The sequence below is a fragment of the Pseudomonas alkylphenolica genome, from assembly GCF_016009175.1.
Classification (GTDB): Bacteria; Pseudomonadota; Gammaproteobacteria; order Pseudomonadales; family Pseudomonadaceae; genus Aquipseudomonas; species Aquipseudomonas alkylphenolica_B.
The window spans coordinates 1-22,274 of sequence record NZ_JADUCM010000039.1 but is presented as its reverse complement, the minus strand read 5'-3'; the positions used below and the strand labels follow the sequence as shown (position 1 = coordinate 22,274).

Genomic DNA, 22,274 nt, shown 5'->3' with positions numbered 1-22,274 from the left:
ACAAGCCGGTTCAAGGGAGAGAAAAAATGCGTGCACGCTGGATAGTGGTACCCCTGTTCACGTTGATGGCAGCGGTTTCTGCGCAGGCCGCCGACAGCAAATGCCCGGCGGTGCTTGAGGGCAGCCTGCCAGAGTTGCGCGGCAAAGAGCAGATCGACCTGTGCGAGCGCTTTGCCGGCAAGCCGCTGGTGGTGGTCAACACCGCCAGTTACTGCGGCTTCGCCCCGCAATTCGAAGGGCTGGAGGGGGTTTACAAGGCCTACCACGGCCAGGGCCTGGAGATGCTCGGCGTGCCGTCCAACGACTTCAAGCAGGAAGACACCGACGCCGAAAAGACCGCCAAGGTTTGCTATGCCAACTATGGCGTAACCTTCACCATGACCAAGGCGCAACCGGTGCGTGGCAGCGATGCAATCCCGCTGTTCAAGGAGCTGGCGGCCAAGAGCAGCGCGCCCAAGTGGAACTTCTACAAGTACGTGGTCGATCGCCAGGGCAATGTGGTCGCCAGTTTCTCCAGCCTGACCAAGCCGGATGACCCTGAGTTCACCGCCGCTATCGAAAAGGCCATCGCGTCGCAGCCCTGAGGGGCTTGTTCACTGGCTGGGATGTACGGTCCAGGCCACCAGCTTGAGCACAATCGGACGCACCACCAGCACACACGCGAATGCCACCGGCATGGCCAGTTGATAGGCCTTGAGCACCTTGCTCAGGTACTGGTCGTCGATGCCGGTGGCGGCTGCCGTGATCACGAAGCACATCAGCAAGGCCATGATCGCCGACATGTAGAACGCGAACACGTAAGGGGTAGCGCGCGCGCCGAGTTTGCGGCGGTTACGGGTGGCGGTGTTGGGTGTCATGCTGACTCCTTGTGTCGAGGGGAGTGCGCAGCCTAGCAAGCACAATGACGAGGCAGGTAGACGCGGACACGTTAGGTCTTTATAAAGAAAAACTTACGAATACCGGGTTTATCCGCATGAATTTGCTGGGCTCGATCAAAAGCTTCATCAAGGTGGTAGAGGCCGGCAGCATTGCCGGTGGTGCCCGCGCCCTGGGCTTGAGTGCAGCGGCGGTCAGTCAGAATATCGCCCGACTGGAAGGCCACCTGGATGTACGTTTGCTCTCGCGAACCACACGCAGCATGGTGCTGACCCCTGGCGGCGCGCTCTACTACGAGAAGGTCAAGCACATTGAGCGTGACCTTGAGCAAGCGCACCAAGCCATTCTTGCGCCCGACAGTGAACCCAAGGGCCGCCTGTGCATCGCCTCGTCCTCGGCCTTTGCCCGGCATGTGCTGGGGCCACTCATACCTGCGTTCAGCGCTTGCTATCCACAGCTTTCAATTGAACTGATTACGAGTGATCGTCGCGTCAATCATGCGCAGGAAGGCGTGGATGTCAGCATCCGCATCAAGCCTCAGCTTGAAGATGGCCTGTTGGCCCGACGTATCGCCCAGGTGCCATTTGTTTGCTGCGCCTCACCGGCCTACCTGGCCCAGGCCGGTCGGCCAGAGGCGCCGGAGCAGCTCAAGGCGCACCGCTGCCTGGTGTTTCGCTACCCGGTGGATGGGCGTTTTCTGCGCTGGGGCTTTGTGCGCGAGGGCCTGCGTTTCGATGTCGAATTTGCGGATGTGCTGATCAGTGACGACATCGATGTGCTGGCACAGATGGCCGTCAACCATGGCGGTATCGCCCGCCTGGCCGACTTCGTGGCCCGGCCGTACATCGAGCGCGGGCAACTGGTGGCGCTGTTCGAGTACTCCCAACCGAGCAAGGCGTATGCCCAGACCGAACCCATGGATATCTACCTGTGTGTGGCAGATCGCTTTGCCATGACCCCCAAGGTCCGGGTGTTCATGGATTACCTGCAAGACAATCTGGAGCAGGCCTGGCCCTTTGGGCAGGCATAAAAAAACCGCCGGATCCGGCGGTTTTTTGTGTTGCCAGCGTTGTATCAGAAACGGTAGGTGAGCGATGCACCGATGCCGTGAGCGCTGTTCTCATACTTGGCGTTGTAGGTGCCTTTGCTCGGGCTCGACAGGTTGATCTTGGTGTCTTCTTCCCACAGGTAGGAGTAAGCCAGATCGATAGTCATGTCGTCGGTTGGGCTGTAGCCGGCACCGAAGCTGATCACCTTGCGATCGCCAGTCGGGATGCGTGGGGAACGGTCATGGTTGTTGGTCGGCGACTGGTCGACGGTGAAACCGGTGCGCAGTACCCACTCTTTGTTCAGCTTGTACGAAGCACCGATGGCGTGAGCCCAGGTGTCGTGCCAGTTCTGCTCTTCGCTGATGGTGCCGAACTGGCCAGCCAGCGGGGCAGGTACTTCGTTCTCGACGGTGATGGCTTCCAGGCGGCTCCAGCGGGTCCAGGTGCTACCTGCGTAGAGGGTCCACTGGTCATCCAGTTCGTGAGTGACCGAGAAGTCCACCGACTCCGGAGTCTTGATCTTCAGTTCAGCGTCGAACTTGCTGCCGCTGAACGGGCCGATCAGGGCCGAGTTGATCTTGGTGTTGCCTTCGAGCTTGTAGTCGACCATCGAATGGTAGGTCAGGCCCAGGCGGGTTTTGTCGGTGGCCTGAACCAGCACGCCGATGTTGTAGCCAACGGCGGTATCGTCACCCTTGATCTTCACTTCGCCGTCGTTTCTGCCGGGGGTGCGAGGATTGAGGATGTTGGAGCTCAGTTCGCCCTTGATCTTGTTGAAGGTCGGACCGAAGCCGATCGACACCTTGTCGTTGAAGGCGTAGCTGACAGTAGGCTGGAAGGTGACAACTTCTACGTGGCTTTTCTTGCCATAGTAGCGGCTGGCAGCGGTGCTTTCGTAATCGGTGACCAGGCCGAACGGCGCGTACACACCAAAGCCGACGCTCCAGTTGTCGTCCAGCGGCTTGACGTAATAGCCCATCGGTACGCCAACGAACGGCACCATGTCACCGTCTGAGGTGCCGCCACCAGGGCGGCCGGTACCGGAGATGTCGGACTTGGCGATTACGGCTGCGGCGCCGACAGTGATTTGTTCACGTTTCAGGCGCGACATACCGGCAGGGTTGCCGAATACGGTGCTGGCATCATCGGCAGATGAGGAACGACCCGCGAAACCTGTGCCCATGCCACTGACGCTTTGTTCGTTGAGGGCAAAGCCGCTGGCGAACAGTTGGGTCGAGGCGAGAGTGACGGCGAGGCTAAGAGAGGTTTTGAGCATTACTTTTTTCATTATTAGAACTCCTTGGGATCTCCGGGGCGAAAACTACCAACATTTCGCCCGCAGCGCTATAGGCTGTATCGCAGGAGATAGAGCGGTTTTGTAGGACAATCCGACCAGATTTGTGGGGATTTTCCGAATATGGAATGCAGTGACTCTCAGCAGGCCTGAAGAGTCACAGGGGCGATGCAGGTTTGCCAGGCGCAAGTGAAGTCGCGCAGGCGCCCCTGGGGCTGAAAGGTCTGGCGCCAGATGCGCGCCAGGCCCAAAAGATCGTCGGCAGCGGGGAGTTCGGGAGCTTGCTCTTCAATCAGCATCCAGGCGATGGCCGTGGCGTAGCGCAGGTTGACCGTAAGCTCCAGGTGCGGGCCGCTGAGGAACGCATGCTGGCTGGCCAGGCCGCGTACCAGGCTGGCCAGTTCCGGGTCGCGGGCGAGGAATTTATCCCAGACACTTTGGTGACGCAGTTCGCCGATACGGTAGAGACCATGGCCGCGGCGATCGTGGAGGGCCGAGCCGAGTGCCGACTGGCTGGCGGCAACACCCAGCAACAATGCTTCGGCGCTGGCGCAGTGGCGGTTCAGGTAGATCAGGGTTGGGCGAATGACAAACTGGCTCAACTCGCTCGCGGCGATACCCATAATGCCCTCGAACTTGAATTTGGCCGGCGGACACTGGAGCTTGGCAGCTGGAGAGTCGGCAGGTCCGCCGGAAGCGGCTACGGCCGCTTGAGTTGAAGTGTAGTGTCATATTCGCGCTGTAAAGGACTGTTTTTAAAACATTTACGGCTTTTAGTTATAAATCATATGCCGTGCAGTGCTTAAGGTTGGCCGTGGCTGGTAGAGGTTTCTGCCTGTCAAAGCCGGCCATTACGGGCCTCTCCGTTGCCTCAGGAACGATTGAACCTGCGTCGCGGTCAACACCTTCAGTAGTGATCAAAAACGGTCTACATCATGAGGTTTGGCCATGAGTACCCTGACGATCGAAGGCTGGTGCAAAGGCAACGGCGAGCAAAAATCCACCCCGATAGAAGACATTCACTTTGACATCGAGGGTGCCGTGCATACGCGCCTGGAGGAAGCAGAAAAGCGCCTGCAGCAGAGCCAGGAGAAGGAGACCTATCTGGATGTTGATATGGCCTCGTTGAACCTGATTCTGCCGGAGGGCTATGGCCCGTTGTCTGACTGCCAGTTGCGGGTTTACCTGCACGAGGGGCGGGGTCAGTTCCATCTGGTCGGACACCGCGCCAGTGACGGTAGCCTGATCTACAGCAATGCGGTGTTGATTGCCCAGTTAAGCTGACGGCCAGGCATAAAAAAGCCCCGCGAGAGGGCGGGGCTTGAGCGTTTGCAGCAAAGTGCGGGTCAGGCCACCAAGGCCTGACGGGTGCGCTCGATCACCGCTTGAAGCGGCTCGGCCTGGCTGTACTGCTCGGGGTACAGACGCTCGCTGTGACGGGCAATGCCGTGCTCGTTGACCAGAGTGAAACTGAAGCCGCCATTGCGCGACGCCAGGATCAGACAGTTCAGTGGGGCAAATGCCTGGGAAAGGGTGCTAATCGCAGCCTGAGTATGGATAGAGTGAGTCATAGTTATTAGATGTTCCTGCAATAGACACGGTTTCGATCCGTGCACACTTAAAACGTTCCAGTGACGCCGTGATTTAGTCTGGGCGAAGAACCTGCCTGGAACAGGGCAGCCAGTTTTGAGCGCATTTATCATGTGGCGCTGGGCTGACTGGTAGGTACGTCAGAGGGCAGGCAACACACCGGGTCGAGGTTCTATGCCACGGGGTGAAGATCCTGATCAATCTGCAGGTTGGTTCGGTCAGAGTAAGAAGTGATTACCTGGGAACCATCGAGTGGGCCGGTCCTGGTTTCAACAGGCGCTGATCCAAGGTGGAGCAGGGCACTGTAAGGACTGCTTTGGCCAGAATTGACTTTCAGCTTGGTACTAACGGTGGCAAGACTACAGCAACGGCCGAGTCTTGGCAAGGATTGATGGCTTTTCATCAGAGGAGCCGACCAGTATCTCGTGTTTTTTCCCTTCTGTGAAGGCCCCGCCGGTGGGGATCACGCAGGGTACGGTCCAATTTCGTGCAGCGATCTGCCTTGCTTTGGGGCGGTTGTACACACTTGGAGCAGGGGCTGTTACAACGCTGCAACAGTAACGGGTGAGGCTGCCAATGACTTGAGCGAGAACTTAAGTCAATGAAAAAAAACACTTATTTTATCTGGTGAAAAAATCGTCAGTTTGAGCCAAAGCCCCATTTCATGGGGGTTTGCGGGGTCTTGAAGGGGGTTGTCCACCGAGTTATCCACAGCTTCTGTGGATTGTCCCAAGCGCTTGCTCTAGGACGGGCGTGCCAGCTTTTTCCGATGTGTCGGACAATCTTCATGCATCCTTCTGGCAAGGGATATTTCCTCGCCAGAAGGCAAAGAAAAAACATGGAAATATTTTGTAAAAAGTATCGCCGACGGTCGGGCCATTGTCGGAAAAATGGAGTAGAGTGGCGCGCCTCTCGAGTTGCCTTCGCTGTTGGTCATGAAGTTTCGCACCAAAATCCCTGCCATTGCTTCCGCTCCCCCGACCGTGCCAGAGCCCAAGCGGTTCACCTTGAAGGTGGCCCTGTGGCTGCTCGACAACCCACGGCTGGGCGACAACCCCAACGTCAAGCATTTTGCCGGGCGCCTGCTCAAACAGCCGGCCCGTCAGGGCGTGGTGGTTGCCCAAAGCCGCCTGGGGCAAATGCTCTGTCGGGACTGCGGTAATGCACGCGACCGGCGCATCGGCCACGATCTGCTGCGCCAGGCTGCACGTGCCGGTGACCGCCGTGCCCAGCTCGAATACGGGCGCCTGTGCGCCCAGCCGCAGATCAACGAGCCCGAGCAGGCCCGCTACTGGCTGGAGCTGGCTGCCGCGCAAGGCTCCCAGGAAGCCCGGCGCTTGCTCAAACAACTGCCTGAAGCCTGACTGCAGAGCGGCGGCAAGGCTGATAAGCTCAGCCGTTGTGTTCAGGTGGGAGTGTTCGGGTGGCAATGGCGTTGGATCTGACCAGCCTGGTGCTGGGAATCATGGCGGCCGCAGTGCCGTGTTTGGGCTGGTTGTTTGCGCAGCAGCGCCGGCACGCTGCCCGCGAGGCGCAGACGGCCTTGTTCGAGGAGCGCCTCAGCAGCGCCCAGATGGCGCAGGAAGGCCTGCTCGCCCAGCTCGATGCCAGTCGCGACGAAATCAGTGACCTGAGCCAGGCCAATGCCGCCAAGCAAGCGACGCTCGCCGCCCAGGCCCGCGAGCTGGAGTTGTTGCAGATCGACCGCGACAACGCCCGTGATGCCGCGCATGCCTGGCAGCTCGAGCGCAGCGCCCGTGAAGCCGAATTGCGCCGGCTGGACGCCCAGAGTGCGGCGCTCAGTGCCGAACTGCGCGAGCAGCAGGAAAGCCATCAGCAACGCCTGGATGACCTGCAAGGCTCGCGCGATGAGCTGCGCGCCCAGTTCGCCGAGATGGCCACGAAGATTTTTGACGAGCGTGAGCAGCGCTTTGCACAGACCAGCCAACAGCACCTGGGGCAACTGCTCGACCCGCTCAAGGAGCGTATCCAGGCCTTCGAAAAGCGCGTCGAAGACAGCTACCAGCAGGAAGCCCGCGAGCGCTTTTCCCTGGCCAAGGAGCTTGAGCGCCTGCAGCAGCTCAACCTGCGCCTGAGTGACGAGGCGACCAACCTGACCCAGGCACTCAAGGGTCAGAAAACCCAGGGCAACTGGGGCGAACTGATCCTTGAGCGGGTACTGGAGCATGCCGGGCTGGAAAAAGGCCGCGAGTACCAGACCCAGGTCAGCCTCAAGAGTGCCGATGGCGAACGGTTCCAGCCGGATGTGCTGATCCTGCTGCCTGGCGACAAACAGGTAGTGGTGGACTCCAAGGTCAGCCTGACGGCCTATCAGCAGTATGTGGCGGCTGACGACACCGACATCGCTCAGGCGGCCCTCAAGCAGCATGTGCTGTCGCTGCGTAACCATGTCAAAGGCCTGTCGGGCAAGGACTACAGTCGCCTGGAGGGCTTGCACAGCCTCGACTTCGTCCTGCTCTTCGTGCCTATCGAAGCGGCCTTTTCCGCCGCGCTGCAGGCCGAGCCCAACCTGTTCCAGGAAGCGTTCGACCGACAGATCGTGATCGTCAGCCCGACCACCTTGCTGGCCACATTGCGGGTCATCGACAGTTTGTGGAAGCAGGAACGCCAGAGCCAGAATGCCCGGGAAATCGCCGAGCGTGCCGGCTGGCTGTACGACAAGTTCGTGCTGTTCATCCAGGACCTGGATGAACTCGGCAACCGCCTGCAGCAGGTCGACAAAGCCTATAGCGCAGCGCGCAACAAACTGTGTGAAGGGCGTGGCAACCTGATCAGCCGCAGCGAACAACTGAAGTTGCTTGGTGCCCGCACCAGCAAAAGCCTGCCGGCTGACTTGCTGGAACGGGCCATGAGCGAAGGCGACCCGCTGGCCGCCAGTGCCCTTACTGGGCCAGGCTCAGATGCCGATTGAGCAGGGCGCGCAAGGCGGCCGGCTTGACCGGCTTGGCCAGGTAGTCGAGCCCGGCGGCATGCACCTGGGCCACGGTTTCGCTGTGGCCATCGGCGCTGATCACTACGCCGGGCACCGGCTCGCCCAGTCGTGTGCGTAGCCAGGCCATCAGTTCGGTACCAATCTCGCCATCGTCCAGGTGAAAGTCGACCAAGGCCAGGTGCGGGCGCATGCCGCTGTTGAGCAGCGCTTCGCATTCGGCCCGGTTGCGTGCCGTCCACACCTGGCAGCCCCAGCGACTGAGCAAACTGTTCATGCCGATAAGGATGCTGTCTTCGTTGTCGACGCACAGCACCTGCATGCCGGCCAATGGCTGACCGGCCTGTTCCGCCGGGGTGGCAACCACTGCCGCCGGTGCCGTGGCCAATGGCACGCTGACGCGAAACACGCTGCCTTTACCCGTCCAGGAACGCACCTCCAGGGTATGGCCGAGCACACGGCATAGGCCGTCGGCGATCGCCAGGCCCAGGCCCAGGCCTTTTTCGGCACGGGTCTGGTGGCTGTCCAGGCGCTTGAATTCCTCGAAAATCACTTGCAGCTTGTCGTCGGCAATCCCCGGGCCACGGTCCCAGACCTCCAGCCACAGCTTGCCGTTCTGCCGGCGGACGCCGAGCAGGATCGGGCTCTTGCCATAGCGGAAGGCGTTGGTCAGGAAGTTCTGCAGGATACGCCGCAGCAGCTTCATGTCGCTGTGTACACGCAGGCGACTGCCGCGCAGGCGGAAGTCCAGGCCCTGCTCCTGGGCCAATACCTTGAACTCGGCACCGAGCGTGTCGAACAGTTCGTTGAGGGCGAAAGGCTTGGGGTCGGGAGTGATCTTGCCGTTTTCCAGGCGCGAAATATCCAGCAGGTCGCTGATCAGCTCCTCGGCCGAACGCAGTGAGCTGTCCAGGTGCTGCACCAGTTGCCGGGCCTCCTGGGAAAAGCCGTCGCCCTGGTGCGAGAGGGCGGCAGAGAACAGCCGAGCGGCGTTCAACGGCTGCATCAGGTCATGGCTGACGGCGGCCAGGAAGCGGGTTTTGGACTGGTTGGCGGCTTCGGCATGGCTCTTGGCCTCGGTCAGCGCCTGGTTCAGTTGCGACAGCTCCTGGGTACGCTCGGTCACCCGTTGCTCGAGGCCTTCGTTGGCATCCTTGAGTGCCTGCTCGGCTTCGCGGAACGGGGTGATGTCGGTGAAGCTCATGACGAAACCGCCGCCCGGCATGGGGTTGCCGATCAGCTCGATGACCCGGCCATTGGGGAACAGGCGTTCGGAGGTGTGCGCACGGCCCTGGCGCATCCAGTGCAGGCGGCGGGCCACGTGAACCTGGGCTTCGCCCGGGCCGCACAGGCCGCGCTCGGCGTTGTAGCGGATGATGTCGGCAATCGGCCGGCCGACGCTGATCAAACCATCGGGGTAGTTGAACAGTTCCAGGTAACGGCGGTTCCAGGCCACCAGGTGCAGGTTCTGGTCGACCACGCTGATGCCCTGGCTGATGTTCTCGATCGCGCCCTGGAGCAGCGCGCGGTTGAACTGCAGCACTTCGGAGGCTTCGTCGGCGATGCGCACGACGTCCTCAAGCTGCATGTCGCGGCCTTCGATGGCCGCCTTTACAACCGCACGGGTCGAAGACGTGCCGAGCACGCCTGCGAGCAGGCGTTCAGTGTGTTCGATCCAGTCACCGTCAGCGTTCTGGTTGGGGTTGAAGCCTTTGCCCTGGCGATAGGCAAAACGGATGAAGCTTTGCCGCGCGCGTTCTTCGCCGACAAAGCGCGCGGCAAGGTTGAGCAGGTCGTCGATCTGCACCGCCAGCAACGAGCGGCTGTTGGGCCGCGCGCTGGTTTGCTGGCCGATAAACCGCCCGGCCTGCCAGTGCTCGGACACCCGGGTACGGGACAGAATCGACACCCAGGCGAACAGGGTGAAGTTGCCGGCCAGCGACAGCACCACGCCTTGGGTCAGTGGCGTGATGGGCAGGTCGAGCGGGTTGCCGTGCAGCCAGGCCAGGCCCGGGAACAGCTCCAGCGGCCAGCCCAGGCTGTGCGCAGTAATCGGCAGCACCAGGGTGTAGAACCACAGGAACACACCGGCCGCCAGGCCCGCGAAGACGCCGCGACGGTTGGCCTGTTTCCAGTACAGCGCACCGAGCATGGCCGGGGTGAGTTGGGTCACCGCGGCAAAGGCGATCTGGCCAATGGTGGCCAGGCTCGCAGTAGACCCCAGCAGGCGGTAGCTGACATAAGCCAGCAGCATGATCACGACAATGGTCACCCGGCGTACCGAGAGCATCCAGTGGCGGAACACTTCGAACGGCCGTTCGGCGTTGTTGCGACGCAGCAGCCAGGGCAGCAGCATGTCGTTGGAAACCATGGTCGACAGCGCCACTGCTTCGACGATCACCATGCCGGTGGCGGCCGACGCGCCGCCGATGAACGCCAGCAAGGCAAGGGCCGGGTGGGCTTCAGCCAGGGGCAGACTGATCACGAAGGAGTCGGGCATCACCCCGGGCAGCAGCATCTGCCCGGCCAGGGCGATCGGCACCACGAACAGCGCGGCGAGGATCAGGTAGGCGGGGAACACCCAGCGCGCCAGGCGCAAGTCCTGCGGTTCGATGTTCTCGACCACGGTGACATGGAACTGCCGTGGCAGGCAGATGATTGCCATCATCGCCACGCCTGTCTGCACCACCATCGACGGCCAGTTGATGGTTTCGCTCCAGAAACCTTCCAGGCGCGGGGCCAGTTTGGCCTGGCTGAACAGGTCGTCGAAACCGTTGAACAGGCCATAGGTGACGAAGGCACCCACGGCCAGAAACGCCAGCAACTTGACCAGCGCCTCGAAGGCAATCGCCAGCACCATGCCGCGGTGGTGCTCGGTCACATCCAGGCTGCGGGTACCGAAGACGATGGAGAACAGTGCCAGCACCAGCGACACCACCAGTGCGGTGTCTTGCACGCGGCTGCCGGTGGCGTCGGCACTGGCGCCGATCAGCAGGTTGACGCCCAGCACGATACCTTTTAGCTGCAAGGCGATATAGGGCAGTACGCCGACCAGGCAGATCAGCGCCACCACCACCGCCAGCGATTGCGATTTGCCGTAACGGGCAGCAATGAAGTCGGCGATCGAAGTAATGTTTTCCTGCTTGCTGATCAGCACCATCTTCTGCAGCACCCAGGGGGCGAACAGCAGCAAAAGCACCGGGCCCAGGTAGATCGGCAGGAACGCCCAAAGCTGTTCGGCAGCCTGGCCTACGGCGCCAAAGAAGGTCCAGCTGGTGCAATACACCGCCAGCGACAGGCTATACACCCAGGCGCGCAGGCGTGGTGGCAGCGGCGTTTTTCGGCGGTCACCATAGAAGGCAATAGCGAACATGATGGCCATATAGGCCAGGGCGACCACAGCGATCAGCCCACTGGACAGCGACATGACGTCTCCGAAACAAAAGGTGGAACCACCGTCGGCGTAACGGCGAACCTCAATCAATCAGTCTGGCACGCCGACGGCGCTTCGTCAGCGCCGACGTTGGTAGCAGTGGCAGAGCGTCGCAGGTCGGGGCGGCGATGTGTGTGAGTGAATTCACCCCTCCCTCAGGCTGTTCAGCGCCGTGCCCCGAGGTAATAGAACAGTGCCGCCAGCACCACCGAGCCGATCAACAGGTAGAAGGTGGCCACCGGCACCAGGTGTGCCAGGGCAAAGCCGCAGATCACCGGGCCCAGCGCAGCCCCGAGGTTGGACAGGTTCTGCGCGCCGTAATACACCCCGCGCAGGTGCTCGGGGGCGATGCTGTCGATGAACATGTATTCGGCGGGGATGACGATGATCTCGCCCAGGGTGAATACCAGCATCGCCAGGCACCAGGCCAGCAGCGACTGCGCCAGCGAGAAACCCAGCAGGCCAGCAAGAAAAAGCGCCATGCCGGCCAGTAGCCAGGGCATCAATTGGCTGCTGCTGATGCGCCGGCCGATAACGTACTGCAAGGCAATCACGGTGACGGCGTTGGTTGCCACCAGGTAGCTGATGTAGCGCGCTGCCTCGCTGGCACTGCTGGTGACCACCAGGTATTGCGACAGGTAGGCGGTGAACTGGCCGAACACCACGGCACTGAGCGCGCCGCCGAGGGTGAAGCAGATCAACCGGCGATCCTTGAGCAAGTGTCCGCCAATGCTCAGGAAGCCAGCCTGGGCACCACTGTCCAGGCTCGCCCGCGCCGAGCGCTCGCCCCAGCGCCGGTAGCACAGGCACATTACCAGGCCCAGCAGCGCCGACAGCAAAAACGGCAGGTGATCGTCGAGCGCCACCAGCGCCAGGCCGACGAAGGGGCCGACGGCGTAGGCGACGTTGCTCAAGGTGTATTTGATCGAGAACGCCTCGGCACGCTGCTCCAGTGGCAGCAGTGCACAGAAACCGGATTTGGCGGCAATGTCGATCACCGCCAGGGCCAGGTTGATCAGCACCAGGCTGATGAAAAACAGGCTTAGCTCGCGGCTGACAATCGCTGCAACGAACGACAGGCAGAACACCACGGTCGAGACGATGATCACCGTGTAACTGCGCACAGTATCGATCAGGTAACCGCCATACAGGCTCAGCAACGAGGCAACGATCAGCGCACCGCCAATCGTCAGGCCGATGGTGCTGATGCCCAGGTTGAAATTCTGCGCCAGATAGACCACCAGGTAGGGCAGGGTGATTGCCCGCGCCAGGGTGAGTACACCGGTGGTCGCCAGCAGCAGGCGTACTTGCGGGCTGTAATGTCGTACGGCATCGAGCATGGTCACGTCCTTGTCACTCTGAAGCTGGCCGCCAATACCCAGCATACGCCAGCACGGGCGGGCGATAACAGTGCAGGCTGATATTGGTGAAATAGATAACAGATAGAGAAAATACCCGTTTTATAGATGTTTTTTGCGGGCATAAGATTGGCTCAACCTCACCAGAGGACAGGAGATTCGATCGTGACATGCCTTCAACACAGCACATCGCCGTTACGTCCGCTGAGCCACCTGGCTCACCCGCGTGAAGTGATTCGCCAGTTCACGCCCAACTGGTTCGCCGCCACCATGGGCACGGGCGTGCTCGCCCTGGCCCTGATGCAGATCGGCATCAGCAGCCTGCACGGCGTGGCCGAGGCCCTGTGGTGGCTGGCCATCGTCTTGTTCGTGGTGTTCAGCGTGCTGTATGCCGCGCGCTGGGTGATGTTTTTCCATGAAGCGCGGCAGATCTTCGCGCACTCCACCGTGTCGATGTTTTTCGGCACCATCCCGATGGGGCTGGCGACCATTCTCAATGGTTGCCTGCTGTTTGGCATCAACCGCTGGGGCGAGGGGATCGTGCCCTGGGTCGAGGCGCTGTGGTGGTTTGATGTCGGCCTGGCGCTGCTGTGCGGGGTGGCGATTCCCTACCTGATGTTCACCCGCCAGGAGCACAGCATCGACCAGATGACTGCGGTCTGGCTGTTGCCGGTGGTGGCTGCGGAGGTCGCCGCCGCCAGTGGCGGGCAACTCGCTCCGCACCTGGTCGATGCTCATAGCCAGTTCCTGGTGCTGATCACCAGCTATGTATTGTGGGCCGTATCGTTGCCGGTAGCCTTCAGCATCCTCACCATCCTCACGCTGCGCATGGCTTTGCACAAGTTGCCGCACGCCAACATGGCCGCTTCCAGCTGGCTGGCGCTGGGCCCCATCGGCACCGGGGCGCTGGGCATGTTGCTGCTGGGCGCGGATGCGCCGGCAATCTTCGCCGCCAACGGCTTTGGTCAGCTGGGTGAGATCGCCCGAGGCCTGGGCCTGATTGCCGGGATCGTGCTGTGGGGCGCAGGCCTGTGGTGGTTGCTGACGGCGACCCTGATCACCCTGCGCTACATGCGCCACGGCATGCCGTTCAACCTGGGCTGGTGGGGCTTTACCTTCCCGCTCGGGGTCTACACCCTGGCGACCCTCAAACTCGGCAGCTGGCTGGGGCTGGTGTTCTTCCAGCACATGGGCCTGGTCCTGGTGGTGGCGCTGGCCGGCCTGTGGATGATGGTCGCCAGCCTGACCCTGCGCGGCGCCTGGCGCGGCGAGCTGTTCGTCTCGCCGTGCATTGCCGGGCTGAACAAGTAGATTGCTTTTACCTGGGTGAGTGTGGCTTTGTGCGGCTTGCGTGCCTCCAATTACAAAGCCCCACTCAGGTACACGGACGATGAGTCAAACCTCGCAGTTCAGCCTTCTTGGCAAACGTCGGTTTCTGCCCTTCTTCATTACCCAGTCATTGGGGGCGTTCAACGACAACCTGTTCAAGCAGTCGTTGATTCTGGCCATTCTCTACAAGCTGTCCATCGACGGAGACCGCTCGATCTGGATCAACCTCTGTGCGCTGTTGTTCATCCTGCCGTTCTTCCTGTTTTCCGCGTTGGCGGGGCAGTTTGGTGAGAAGTACCCCAAGGATGCCTTGATCCGCCTGATCAAGCTGGCCGAAATCGGCATCATGGCCGTCGGCGCCCTTGGCTTTCTGACCAACCACCTGACACTGATGCTGCTGGCACTGTTCGCCATGGGTACGCATTCCGCGCTGTTCGGGCCGGTCAAATACTCGATCCTGCCGCAGGCCCTGGATGACCACGAACTGGTTGGTGGCAATGGCCTGGTGGAAATGGGCACCTTCCTGGCGATTCTCGCCGGCACGATAGGCGCCGGGGTGATGATGTCGAGCACGCACTATGCGCCGGTGGTGGCCTGCGCGGTGGTTGCCGTGGCGGCGTTGGGTTACTTGTCCAGCCAGTGGATTCCCCGGGCAAGTGCTTCGTCACCACAGATGAAGCTGAACTGGAACATCTTCAGCCAGTCCTGGGCGACCTTGCGCCTGGGGCTTGGCCAGACACCGGCAGTGTCGCGCTCGATTGTCGGCAACTCGTGGTTCTGGTTTGTCGGGGCGATTTACCTGACGCAGATTCCGGCCTATGCCAAGGACTGGCTGCACGGCGACGAGACGGTGGTCACCCTGGTGCTCACACTGTTTTCGGTCGGCATTGCCCTGGGTTCATTGCTGTGCGAACGCCTCAGCGGGCACAAGGTGGAAATCGGTCTGGTGCCGTTCGGCTCCTTCGGGCTGACCCTGTTCGGCCTGCTCTGGTGGTGGCATTCGGGGGATGTTGTCGCTGGCGCCACGGCGCATGACTGGCTGGCCCTGCTGGGCATGCCGCAGGCGTGGTGGATCTTGCTGTCGATTGTTGGCCTGGGGGTGTTTGGCGGCTTCTATATCGTGCCGCTGTATGCGCTGATCCAGTCGCGCACGCCAGTGCAGGAGCGTTCGCGGGTAATCGCCGCCAACAATATTCTCAATGCGTTGTTCATGGTGGTTTCGGCCATCGTCACCATCGTGCTGTTGAGCCTGGCCGAACTGACCATCCCGCAGTTGTTCCTGGTGGTGTCGCTGTTGAACATCGGTGTCAATGCCTACATCTTCAGGATCGTCCCCGAGTTCACCATGCGTTTCATGATCTGGCTGCTCAGCCACTCCATGTACCGGGTGGAGCACCGTGGCCTGCAGCAGATTCCAGAGGAGGGCGCGGCGCTGCTGGTGTGCAACCACGTGTCGTTTGTCGATGCGCTGCTGATCGGCGGCGCGGTGCGCCGTCCGGTGCGCTTTGTCATGTACTACAAGATCTACCAGTTGCCGGTACTCAACTTCATCTTCCGCACCGCCGGCGCCATTCCCATTGCCGGACGCAACGAAGATGCTGCGACCTACGAGCAGGCCTTCGAGCAGATTGCCCGGTACCTTGCCGAGGGCGAGCTGGTGTGTATTTTTCCGGAAGGCAAACTGACCACTGATGGTGAGATCGATGCGTTCAAAGGCGGCGTCAGCCGGATCATCGAACAAACACCGGTGCCGGTGATTCCGATGGCCCTACAGGGCTTGTGGGGGAGTTTCTTCAGCCGCGATCCTGCCAAGGGCTTCTTTCGGCGCTTGTGGTCGCGGGTAACGCTGGTGGCCGGTGCCGCCATCCCGGTCGAGGCGGCGGAACCGACACTGCTGCGCGAGCGGGTCAGCGCGTTGCGTGGTGCGCTGCGCTGATCCGCTCGCTCAAGGTCAGCTGGCGCTGACCTTGAGCCCGACCAGGCCGCAAATGATCAGCGCGACGCTGATCAGGCGGAACAGGGCCATGGACTCACCGAACAGGATGATGCCGGCGATCACCGTGCCAACCGCACCGACGCCGGTCCAGATCGCATAGGCGGTACCCAGCGGCAGTTCTTTCATCGCAAGGCCGAGCAGGCCAAGGCTGATGACCATGGCGCCGACAGTCAGTACGGTGGGCAGAGGGCGGGAAAAGCCATCGGTGTATTTCAGGCCGACGGCCCAGCCGACTTCGAACAGGCCGGCGAAAAACAGGATGATCCAGGACATGCAGGGTCTCCATCAAAGTGATGGGGCCGTCCCCGGAATGGTCACGCGGTGCGTCGTGAGGCCGTCCTCACAGTTCGGTAGCTTAAAGCTGCAAGCCTCAAGCTTCAAGCGGGGCGGCGCCTGCTCTGACTTGCAGCTTGCAGCTTGTGGCTTACATCTTTAGACCCCTTGCGGAATCTCTTCACCGCCGAGGGCTTCGAACAGCGCCGGCAGGAACTCGCCAAAGGTCAGCATCATCAGGGTGAAGCTGGCATCGAGCTGGCCCAGGGCTTCGTCGCCGCCATCTTCTTCGGCCTGGTCCTGCAGCAATTCTTCAAAGCGCAGGCGCTTGATGACCATTTTGTCGTCGAGCACGAACGACAGTTTGTCCTGCCAGGCCAGGGACAATTGCGTGACCACCTTGCCGGTGCCCAGGTGCAGCTGGATTTCGTCGCTGGTCAGGTCCTGACGTTTGCAGCGCACGATACCGCCGTCTTCATGGGTGTCGCGCAGTTCGCACTCGTCCAGTACATAGAAGTCAGGCGCGGCTTGCTGGGTCTTGACCCAGTCGGTCATGGTCGCGCTCGGGGCGATCTTCACCGTCACCGGACGCACCGGCAGCGAGCCCATCACTTCACGCAGGGTCGAGAGCAGGTCTTCGGCACGCTTGGCACTGGCCGAGTTGACCAGAATCAGGCCTTGCTTGGGGGCAATGGCAGCGAAGATCATCGAGCGGCGGATAAAGGCACGCGGCAGGAAGGCCTGGATGATCTCGTCCTTGATCTGGTCGCGTTCCTTCTTGTACACCTTGCGCATCTGTTCGGCTTCGATCTCGTCGATCTTTTCCTTGACCGCGTCACGCACGACGCTGCCAGGCAGGATGCGTTCTTCTTTACGCGCAGCAATCAGCAGGAAGTCGCCACTGACGTGGACCAGGGGAGCATCTTCGCCTTTGCCGAACGGCGCGACGAAACCATAGGTGGTCAACTCCTGGCTGGCGCAGGGGCGCGCCGGCTTGCTGGCCAGAGCGGTTTCCAGCGCTTCGGGTTCGAACGGGACATCCTGGGTCAGGCGATAGGTCAGCAGGTTTTTGAACCACATGGGGTGAATCTCTCCTTCCATATAAGGAGGGCATTATTCTCCGAGCAGGCACTTCAGGCCAAGTCCGCTAAGTCTTTGGAACGCCTGAAAAATTTTTTTAAAAAAGTGCTTGCCAGAGTGTTCGGTGCTCCGTAGAATGCGCGCCACACCGAGACGAAGGGTGATTAGCTCAGCCGGGAGAGCATCTGCCTTACAAGCAGAGGGTCGGCGGTTCGATCCCGTCATCACCCACCACTCGTCTTCAAGTGTATCGCGCAGCGGTAGTTCAGTCGGTTAGAATACCGGCCTGTCACGCCGGGGGTCGCGGGTTCGAGTCCCGTCCGCTGCGCCATATTTAGCTTCCAGGGCCCACTGAACACCCGGAAGCCACAGAGAAAGCGACCTTAGGGTCGCTTTTTTTGTTTCTGCGCTTCACCAAGCGCCTCGGCGTGGTGCAGCACTCCCCATGACGGTGCGTCCGCCACTGTCGATTATGCTCGATGTCCCCGTTGTTGCTGGCCTGCGCAAACTGGCGCGGGCTTTGCTTATGCCTGTCTATCCGGCAATCAACGCAGATTGCCCCGTTCACGACAAAGGCGCCGTGTTGCTTCCGCTTGTTTTTACAAGCCGAGGCAGCAGGGCGCCTTTTTGTTTGCGTCAGCAGGAGGTCGGCAGATGAGCAGCACCAGCGTGCGCAGCGTTTGCCCATATTGTGGAGTAGGGTGCGGCATCGTCATGACGGTTGAAGGCAACCGCGTGACCAAGATCAGTGGTGACAAACAGCACCCCAGCAACTTTGGTCGTCTGTGCACCAAAGGGCTGACCGCGCATCTGCCTTTGCGCGAGTCGGGGCGCATGGAGTTCGCGTACGTGCGCAACCAGCGCCAGCGCGACCCGGTGCAGACCGCGATGGATGCAGCCATTGCCCAGGCGGGCGCGCGCCAGCGCGCGATACTCGACACGCATGGGCCCGATGCCCTGGCGTTTTATGTCTCCGGGCAAATGTCGCTGGAAGCCCAGTACCTGATCAACAAACTGGCCAAAGGCTTCGTGCGCAGCCGGCACATCGAATCCAATTCGCGCCTGTGCATGGCCAGCGCCAGCAGTGGTTACAAACAGTCGCTGGGGGCTGACGGGCCGCCGGGCAGCTATCAGGACTTTGAACGTGCCGAGGTGTTTTTTGTCATCGGCGCGAACATGGCCGACTGTCACCCGATTCTGTTCTTGCGCCTGCTCGACCGGCTCAAGGCCGGTGCGCGGTTGATCGTCGTCGATCCACGGCGCAACGCCACCGCCGACAAAGCGGACCTGTTTCTGCAGATCAAGCCCGGCACCGACCTGGCGCTGCTCAACGGCCTGCTGTACCTGCTGCACCAGGCGGGGCACTGCGATGCGGAATTTATTGCCCAATACACCGAAGGTTGGGAAGCGCTACCGGCCTTTCTGCAGGACTACACCCCCGAGCGGGTTGCCGCCATCACCGGGCTGGCCGAAGCCGATATTCGCCAGGCGGCCGCGTGGATCGGGCAGGCGCCGGAATGGATGAGTTGCTGGACCATGGGCCTGAACCAGAGCATCCATGGCACCTGGCAATCCAACGCCCTGTGCAACCTGCACCTGGCCACCGGGGCGATCTGCCGGCCAGGTGCCGGGCCTTTCTCGCTGACCGGGCAGCCGAACGCCATGGGCGGGCGGGAAATGGGTTACATGGGCCCGGGGCTTCCCGGGCAGCGCTCGGCGCTGGTCGAGGCCGACCGTGCATTCGTCGAGCAGCTCTGGAACATACCCGCTGCCAGCCTGCGCAGCGAGGCCGGTGACGGTACTGTCGCGCTGTTCGAGCAGATGGCGGCGGGGCAGATCAAGGCCTGCTGGATCATCTGCAGCAACCCGGTGGCCAGCGTCGCCAATCGCCAGCAGGTGATCGAGGGCCTGCAAGCGGCGGAACTGGTGATCACCCAGGACGCTTTTGTCGACACCGAGACCAACCGTTACGCCGATATTCTCCTGCCGGCGGCGCTGTGGGCCGAAGGCGAAGGAGTGATGATCAACTCCGAGCGCAACCTGACGTTGATGAGCCAGGCCGTCGAGCCGCCGGGTGAGAGCCTGCCCGACTGGCAGATCATTGCCCGGATCGCCTGCGCCATGGGCTTTCACGAGGCGTTCAGCTACGCCACTGCCGAAACGGTGTTCGACGAGATCCGCCAGGCCTGGAACCCCGCCACCGGCTACGACCTGCGCGGTGTGCACTATGCCGACCTGCGCCAGGCGCCGCGGCAGTGGCCCTGCGAGCCCGGCCGTGACGATTCGCGCAGCCCGTTGCGCTATCGCAATGACGGCGTCAGCCAGACCCTGCATGTCGATGTGCACGGCAATACACCGGCCATTGCCTTCCCGACTGCCAGTGGCAAAGCGCGCTTCTTCGCCCGGCCGTGGTTGCCGGCGGCCGAGTTGCCCGACGACGAGTTCGCGCTGGTGCTCAACACCGGTCGCGTCCAGCATCAGTGGCACACCCTGACCAAGACCGGCAAGGTCTCGGCGCTGAACAAACTCGATCCCGGGCCCTTTGTCGAGCTTCATCCCGAAGACGCCGAGCGCCTGGGCATTGCTGAGCAGGACCAGGTGCAGGTGCGCTCGCGACGTGGTCAGGCGCTATTGCCTGCGCGGATCACCACCCGGGTACTGCCGGGCAACTGTTTTACGCCGTTTCACTGGAACGATGTCTATGGCGAAAACCTGGCAATCAATGCCGTGACCAGCGATGCCGTCGATCCAGTGTCGCTGCAACCCGCCTTCAAATACTGCGCCGTGGCCCTGAGCCGGGTCGCCGGCCAGCGCATTCCCGCCACCGAGATCCAACAGGAGCCCGCCGCTATGGCGACTGACACCCTGAGTCGTCTGCTGGGCCTGGACAGTTGCGTTGAACTGTCCCTGGCTGCAGAAGAACAACAGTACATGCACGGTTTTGTCCTGGGGTTGCGTAGCGCACCTGCAATGCGCGACGAGGTACCGACCCTGCCTGCAAGTGCGCCGTTTACCCCGGCGCGGCGCTTGCTGGTCGATGGCCTGCTGGCCGGGTTGTTCTCCCGCAGCGCCCAGCCACAGGCGCAGCCCTTGGCGCTGGCAGCGACCGGGCCTGCCCGCCATCTGCTGCTCTGGGCGTCGCAGACCGGTAACAGCCAGGCCCTGGCCGAGCATTGTGCCGAGCAGCTGCGCAAGGCCGGGTTGGCGGTACAGTTGAACTGCATGGACGAGGTGAGCGTGGCGCAGCTGGACGGTGCCGCCAGCCTGTTGGTGATTGCCAGCACCTTCGGTGACGGTGAAGCGCCAGACAGCGGTGCCGCGTTCTGGCAGGGCTTGCACGCTGAGTCGGCCGGTCGCTGCGACGGTTTGCCGTTCGCGGTGCTGGCCCTGGGGGATTCCAGCTACGAGCAATTCTGTGGCTTTGGGCGCAAGCTTGATCAGCGCCTGCTTGAGTTGGGCGGGCAGCGCCTGCTTGAGCGGGTCGATTGTGACGGCGATTACCAACAACACGCCGCGCCCTGGCTACAGGCGCTGCTTGCAAAACTGGGCAACGTGGGCACCACCACAACGGCGACCGTGGCCGTCCCGGCAACCACCGGCTTCAGCAAGCAGCACCCTCTGCAGGCGCGGTTGCTGGAAAACCGCCTGCTCAACAGCCCGGGCGCCAGCAAGGAAACCCGGCAGATTGTCTTCGACCTGGCCGGCAGCGGCCTTACCTATCAAGCCGGTGATGCGCTGGGTGTCTGGCCGCGCAACTGCCCGCAGCTGGTTGATGAGTGGCTGACAGCAGCCCGCCTGGATGGCACGGCTTCGGTCAGCCTTAACGGTCAGGCCGACATGCCCTTGGCCACCGCCCTGAGCGAGCATCTGGAAATCGCCCGGGTGACGCCGGCGTTGCTGGAAGCGTTTGCCGAGCATGGCAGCGATCCTGTTCTGGTCGATTTGCTCAAACCACAGAACAAAGCGGCGCTCAAGGACTGGCTGTGGGACAAGCAACTGATCGACCTGATGCAGGCCTGCAAGCCGGCGCTGGATCAAGCGACCTGGTTGAGCCTGCTCAAACCGTTGCAGCCGCGGCTCTACTCGATCAGCTCCAGCCCCCGGCAACACCCCGATCAGGTGCACCTGACCCTGTCTACCGTGCGTTATGGCCAGCGCAAAGGGGTGTGCTCGACCTTCCTGGCAGACCGTGCCGGGCAGCACGACGTGGCGATCTTCACCCAGCCCAGTGCGCATTTCCGGCTGCCCAAGGACAGTGACGCGCCGGTGATCATGGTCGGCCCCGGCACTGGCGTGGCGCCGTTTCGGGCGTTCTTGCAGGAGCGTCAGGCCGAGGGCAGCAAGGGGCGTAACTGGCTGCTGTTTGGCGAGCAGAAAGCCGCCAGCGACTTCTACTATCGCGATGAACTGCTGGCCTGGCAGCGTGAAGGTCATTTGACGCGGCTGGATACGGCGTTTTCCCGCGACCAGGCAGAAAAGGTCTATGTGCAGCAGCGCATGCTTGAGCAGGGTGGTGAACTCTGGCGCTGGCTGGAAGAGGGCGGGCACTTCTATGTGTGCGGTGATGCAGGGCGCATGGCCCGGGATGTCGATGCCGCGCTCAGGCAGGTGGTGCGCGAGCACGGCGCACTCAGCAATGAGCAGGCCGATGCCTATGTCAGCGAGCTGAACCGCAGCAAGCGCTACCTGCGCGACGTCTATTGAATGCCCCATAAGGGGGAGGGCTGCACCAGGCTGGGTCGGTTCTGCATCCGGCCAACTGCGTAGAAGCCCGGATTTCATGGGGTTTGGCAGTTGGCACAGTCCCTGCTTTTATCCTGCTACAACGGCACCACCACAACGTTCTCGCGGGTCAAAGGCGATCCGCACCGGGAACTACAAAAACGACCAGGCAAAGGCCGCGGGGCGGCGGGGGGGCCCCCCGCCGGGGTGTTTTTTTTGGGGGGCAACCCCCCCCCCCACGGGTCCCCCCCGCCCCCGGACAGAGGCTGGGGGCAGGGGGTTTACCCCGCGAATGGGCCGGATCAGTTGGCGCTGAGCTGGAGG

16 protein-coding genes and 2 tRNA genes are annotated in these 22,274 nt (G+C 61.9%); 10 read left to right on the top strand and 8 right to left on the bottom strand.

Features of this window, described 5'->3' with window-relative positions:
• Nucleotides 1-26 precede the first annotated feature (26 nt).
• Nucleotides 27-584, top strand: a complete 558-nt coding sequence (locus I5S59_RS23480) for a glutathione peroxidase (RefSeq protein ID WP_197878692.1) — start codon at nt 27-29, stop codon at nt 582-584.
• 9 nt (nt 585-593) lie between these two features.
• On the opposite strand, the gene I5S59_RS23475 is transcribed toward I5S59_RS23480, so the two are convergent.
• Nucleotides 594-857 carry a DUF2798 domain-containing protein gene (locus I5S59_RS23475; protein WP_197878691.1) on the bottom strand — a complete coding sequence of 88 codons (264 nt, stop codon included), beginning with the start codon at nt 855-857 and terminating at the stop codon, nt 594-596.
• A gap of 116 nt (nt 858-973) precedes the next feature.
• Between I5S59_RS23475 and I5S59_RS23470 the strand changes: the two genes are divergently transcribed.
• Nucleotides 974-1,906, top strand: coding sequence for a LysR family transcriptional regulator (locus tag I5S59_RS23470; protein ID WP_197878690.1), 933 nt, complete (start codon nt 974-976; stop codon nt 1,904-1,906).
• A gap of 44 nt (nt 1,907-1,950) precedes the next feature.
• Here I5S59_RS23470 and I5S59_RS23465 read toward each other — a convergent pair whose 3' ends face one another.
• Nucleotides 1,951-3,213: an OmpP1/FadL family transporter gene (locus I5S59_RS23465; RefSeq protein WP_197878689.1), complete on the bottom strand. Its 1,263-nt coding sequence runs from the start codon at nt 3,211-3,213 to the stop codon at nt 1,951-1,953.
• 146 nt (nt 3,214-3,359) lie between these two features.
• On the bottom strand, nt 3,360-3,842 hold the full coding sequence (locus I5S59_RS23460) for a hypothetical protein (RefSeq protein ID WP_197878688.1): 483 nt from the start codon (nt 3,840-3,842) through the stop codon (nt 3,360-3,362).
• A gap of 325 nt (nt 3,843-4,167) precedes the next feature.
• Here I5S59_RS23460 and I5S59_RS23455 point away from each other — a divergent pair, with 325 nt between their 5' ends.
• Entirely contained in the window at nt 4,168-4,503 is a 336-nt protein-coding gene (locus I5S59_RS23455) for a hypothetical protein (protein WP_197878687.1), read from the top strand.
• A gap of 62 nt (nt 4,504-4,565) precedes the next feature.
• On the opposite strand, the gene I5S59_RS23450 is transcribed toward I5S59_RS23455, so the two are convergent.
• Nucleotides 4,566-4,790 carry a hypothetical protein gene (locus I5S59_RS23450; protein WP_128324242.1) on the bottom strand — a complete coding sequence of 75 codons (225 nt, stop codon included), beginning with the start codon at nt 4,788-4,790 and terminating at the stop codon, nt 4,566-4,568.
• A gap of 954 nt (nt 4,791-5,744) precedes the next feature.
• Between I5S59_RS23450 and I5S59_RS23445 the strand changes: the two genes are divergently transcribed.
• A complete protein-coding gene (locus tag I5S59_RS23445) occupies nt 5,745-6,173 on the top strand; it encodes a tetratricopeptide repeat protein (protein ID WP_197878686.1) in 429 nt (142 codons plus the stop codon).
• Nucleotides 6,174-6,352: 179 nt separating this feature from the next.
• Complete coding sequence (rmuC, locus tag I5S59_RS23440) at nt 6,353-7,741, top strand: DNA recombination protein RmuC (RefSeq protein ID WP_197878713.1); 1,389 nt, start codon at nt 6,353-6,355, stop codon at nt 7,739-7,741.
• On the opposite strand, the gene I5S59_RS23435 is transcribed toward rmuC, so the two are convergent.
• Both I5S59_RS23435 and I5S59_RS23430 read right to left on the bottom strand, forming a co-directional pair.
• On the bottom strand, nt 7,713-11,186 hold the full coding sequence (locus I5S59_RS23435) for a PAS domain-containing hybrid sensor histidine kinase/response regulator (protein ID WP_197878685.1): 3,474 nt from the start codon (nt 11,184-11,186) through the stop codon (nt 7,713-7,715). The two genes, rmuC and I5S59_RS23435, sit on opposite strands and share 29 nt — an antisense overlap.
• A gap of 170 nt (nt 11,187-11,356) precedes the next feature.
• Nucleotides 11,357-12,532: an MFS transporter gene (locus tag I5S59_RS23430; protein ID WP_197878684.1), complete on the bottom strand. Its 1,176-nt coding sequence runs from the start codon at nt 12,530-12,532 to the stop codon at nt 11,357-11,359.
• A gap of 183 nt (nt 12,533-12,715) precedes the next feature.
• Here I5S59_RS23430 and I5S59_RS23425 point away from each other — a divergent pair, with 183 nt between their 5' ends.
• Both I5S59_RS23425 and I5S59_RS23420 read left to right on the top strand, forming a co-directional pair.
• Entirely contained in the window at nt 12,716-13,861 is a 1,146-nt protein-coding gene (locus I5S59_RS23425) for a TDT family transporter (RefSeq protein WP_332262095.1), read from the top strand.
• A gap of 79 nt (nt 13,862-13,940) precedes the next feature.
• Nucleotides 13,941-15,815: an MFS transporter gene (locus I5S59_RS23420; RefSeq protein ID WP_197878682.1), complete on the top strand. Its 1,875-nt coding sequence runs from the start codon at nt 13,941-13,943 to the stop codon at nt 15,813-15,815.
• A gap of 15 nt (nt 15,816-15,830) precedes the next feature.
• Here the strand turns inward: I5S59_RS23420 and sugE are convergent, their stop codons facing one another.
• Nucleotides 15,831-16,148: a quaternary ammonium compound efflux SMR transporter SugE gene (gene sugE / locus I5S59_RS23415; RefSeq protein ID WP_128325826.1), complete on the bottom strand. Its 318-nt coding sequence runs from the start codon at nt 16,146-16,148 to the stop codon at nt 15,831-15,833.
• A 159-nt stretch (nt 16,149-16,307) separates the two neighbouring features.
• Complete coding sequence (rdgC, locus tag I5S59_RS23410; RefSeq protein WP_128325827.1) at nt 16,308-17,228, bottom strand: recombination-associated protein RdgC; 921 nt, start codon at nt 17,226-17,228, stop codon at nt 16,308-16,310.
• A gap of 158 nt (nt 17,229-17,386) precedes the next feature.
• Between rdgC and I5S59_RS23405 the strand changes: the two genes are divergently transcribed.
• The 3 genes from I5S59_RS23405 to I5S59_RS23395 all read left to right on the top strand — a co-directional run bounded on the left by I5S59_RS23405 (nt 17,387) and on the right by I5S59_RS23395 (nt 21,932).
• Nucleotides 17,387-17,462: transfer RNA gene (locus I5S59_RS23405), tRNA-Val, on the top strand.
• A gap of 20 nt (nt 17,463-17,482) precedes the next feature.
• A tRNA-Asp gene (locus I5S59_RS23400) sits at nt 17,483-17,559 on the top strand.
• A gap of 323 nt (nt 17,560-17,882) precedes the next feature.
• Nucleotides 17,883-21,932: a bifunctional nitrate reductase/sulfite reductase flavoprotein subunit alpha gene (locus I5S59_RS23395; RefSeq protein WP_197878681.1), complete on the top strand. Its 4,050-nt coding sequence runs from the start codon at nt 17,883-17,885 to the stop codon at nt 21,930-21,932.
• Nucleotides 21,933-22,274: the final 342 nt, after the last annotated feature.

Bases quoted from the DNA above. Each gene is read 5' to 3' on its own strand.
- I5S59_RS23430 (WP_197878684.1), bottom strand. From the start codon at position 12,532: ATGCTCGATGCCGTACGACATTACAGCCCGCAAGTACGCCTGCTGCTG.
- I5S59_RS23420 (WP_197878682.1), top strand. From the start codon at position 13,941: ATGAGTCAAACCTCGCAGTTCAGCCTTCTTGGCAAACGTCGGTTTCTG.
- I5S59_RS23475 (WP_197878691.1), bottom strand. From the start codon at position 857: ATGACACCCAACACCGCCACCCGTAACCGCCGCAAACTCGGCGCGCGC.
- I5S59_RS23455 (WP_197878687.1), top strand. From the start codon at position 4,168: ATGAGTACCCTGACGATCGAAGGCTGGTGCAAAGGCAACGGCGAGCAA.
- I5S59_RS23445 (WP_197878686.1), top strand. From the start codon at position 5,745: ATGAAGTTTCGCACCAAAATCCCTGCCATTGCTTCCGCTCCCCCGACC.
- rdgC (WP_128325827.1), bottom strand. From the start codon at position 17,228: ATGTGGTTCAAAAACCTGCTGACCTATCGCCTGACCCAGGATGTCCCG.
- I5S59_RS23435 (WP_197878685.1), bottom strand. From the start codon at position 11,186: ATGTCGCTGTCCAGTGGGCTGATCGCTGTGGTCGCCCTGGCCTATATG.
- I5S59_RS23465 (WP_197878689.1), bottom strand. From the start codon at position 3,213: ATGAAAAAAGTAATGCTCAAAACCTCTCTTAGCCTCGCCGTCACTCTC.
- I5S59_RS23450 (WP_128324242.1), bottom strand. From the start codon at position 4,790: ATGACTCACTCTATCCATACTCAGGCTGCGATTAGCACCCTTTCCCAG.
- I5S59_RS23460 (WP_197878688.1), bottom strand. From the start codon at position 3,842: ATGGGTATCGCCGCGAGCGAGTTGAGCCAGTTTGTCATTCGCCCAACC.
- sugE (WP_128325826.1), bottom strand. From the start codon at position 16,148: ATGTCCTGGATCATCCTGTTTTTCGCCGGCCTGTTCGAAGTCGGCTGG.
- I5S59_RS23395 (WP_197878681.1), top strand. From the start codon at position 17,883: ATGAGCAGCACCAGCGTGCGCAGCGTTTGCCCATATTGTGGAGTAGGG.
- I5S59_RS23470 (WP_197878690.1), top strand. From the start codon at position 974: ATGAATTTGCTGGGCTCGATCAAAAGCTTCATCAAGGTGGTAGAGGCC.
- I5S59_RS23480 (WP_197878692.1), top strand. From the start codon at position 27: ATGCGTGCACGCTGGATAGTGGTACCCCTGTTCACGTTGATGGCAGCG.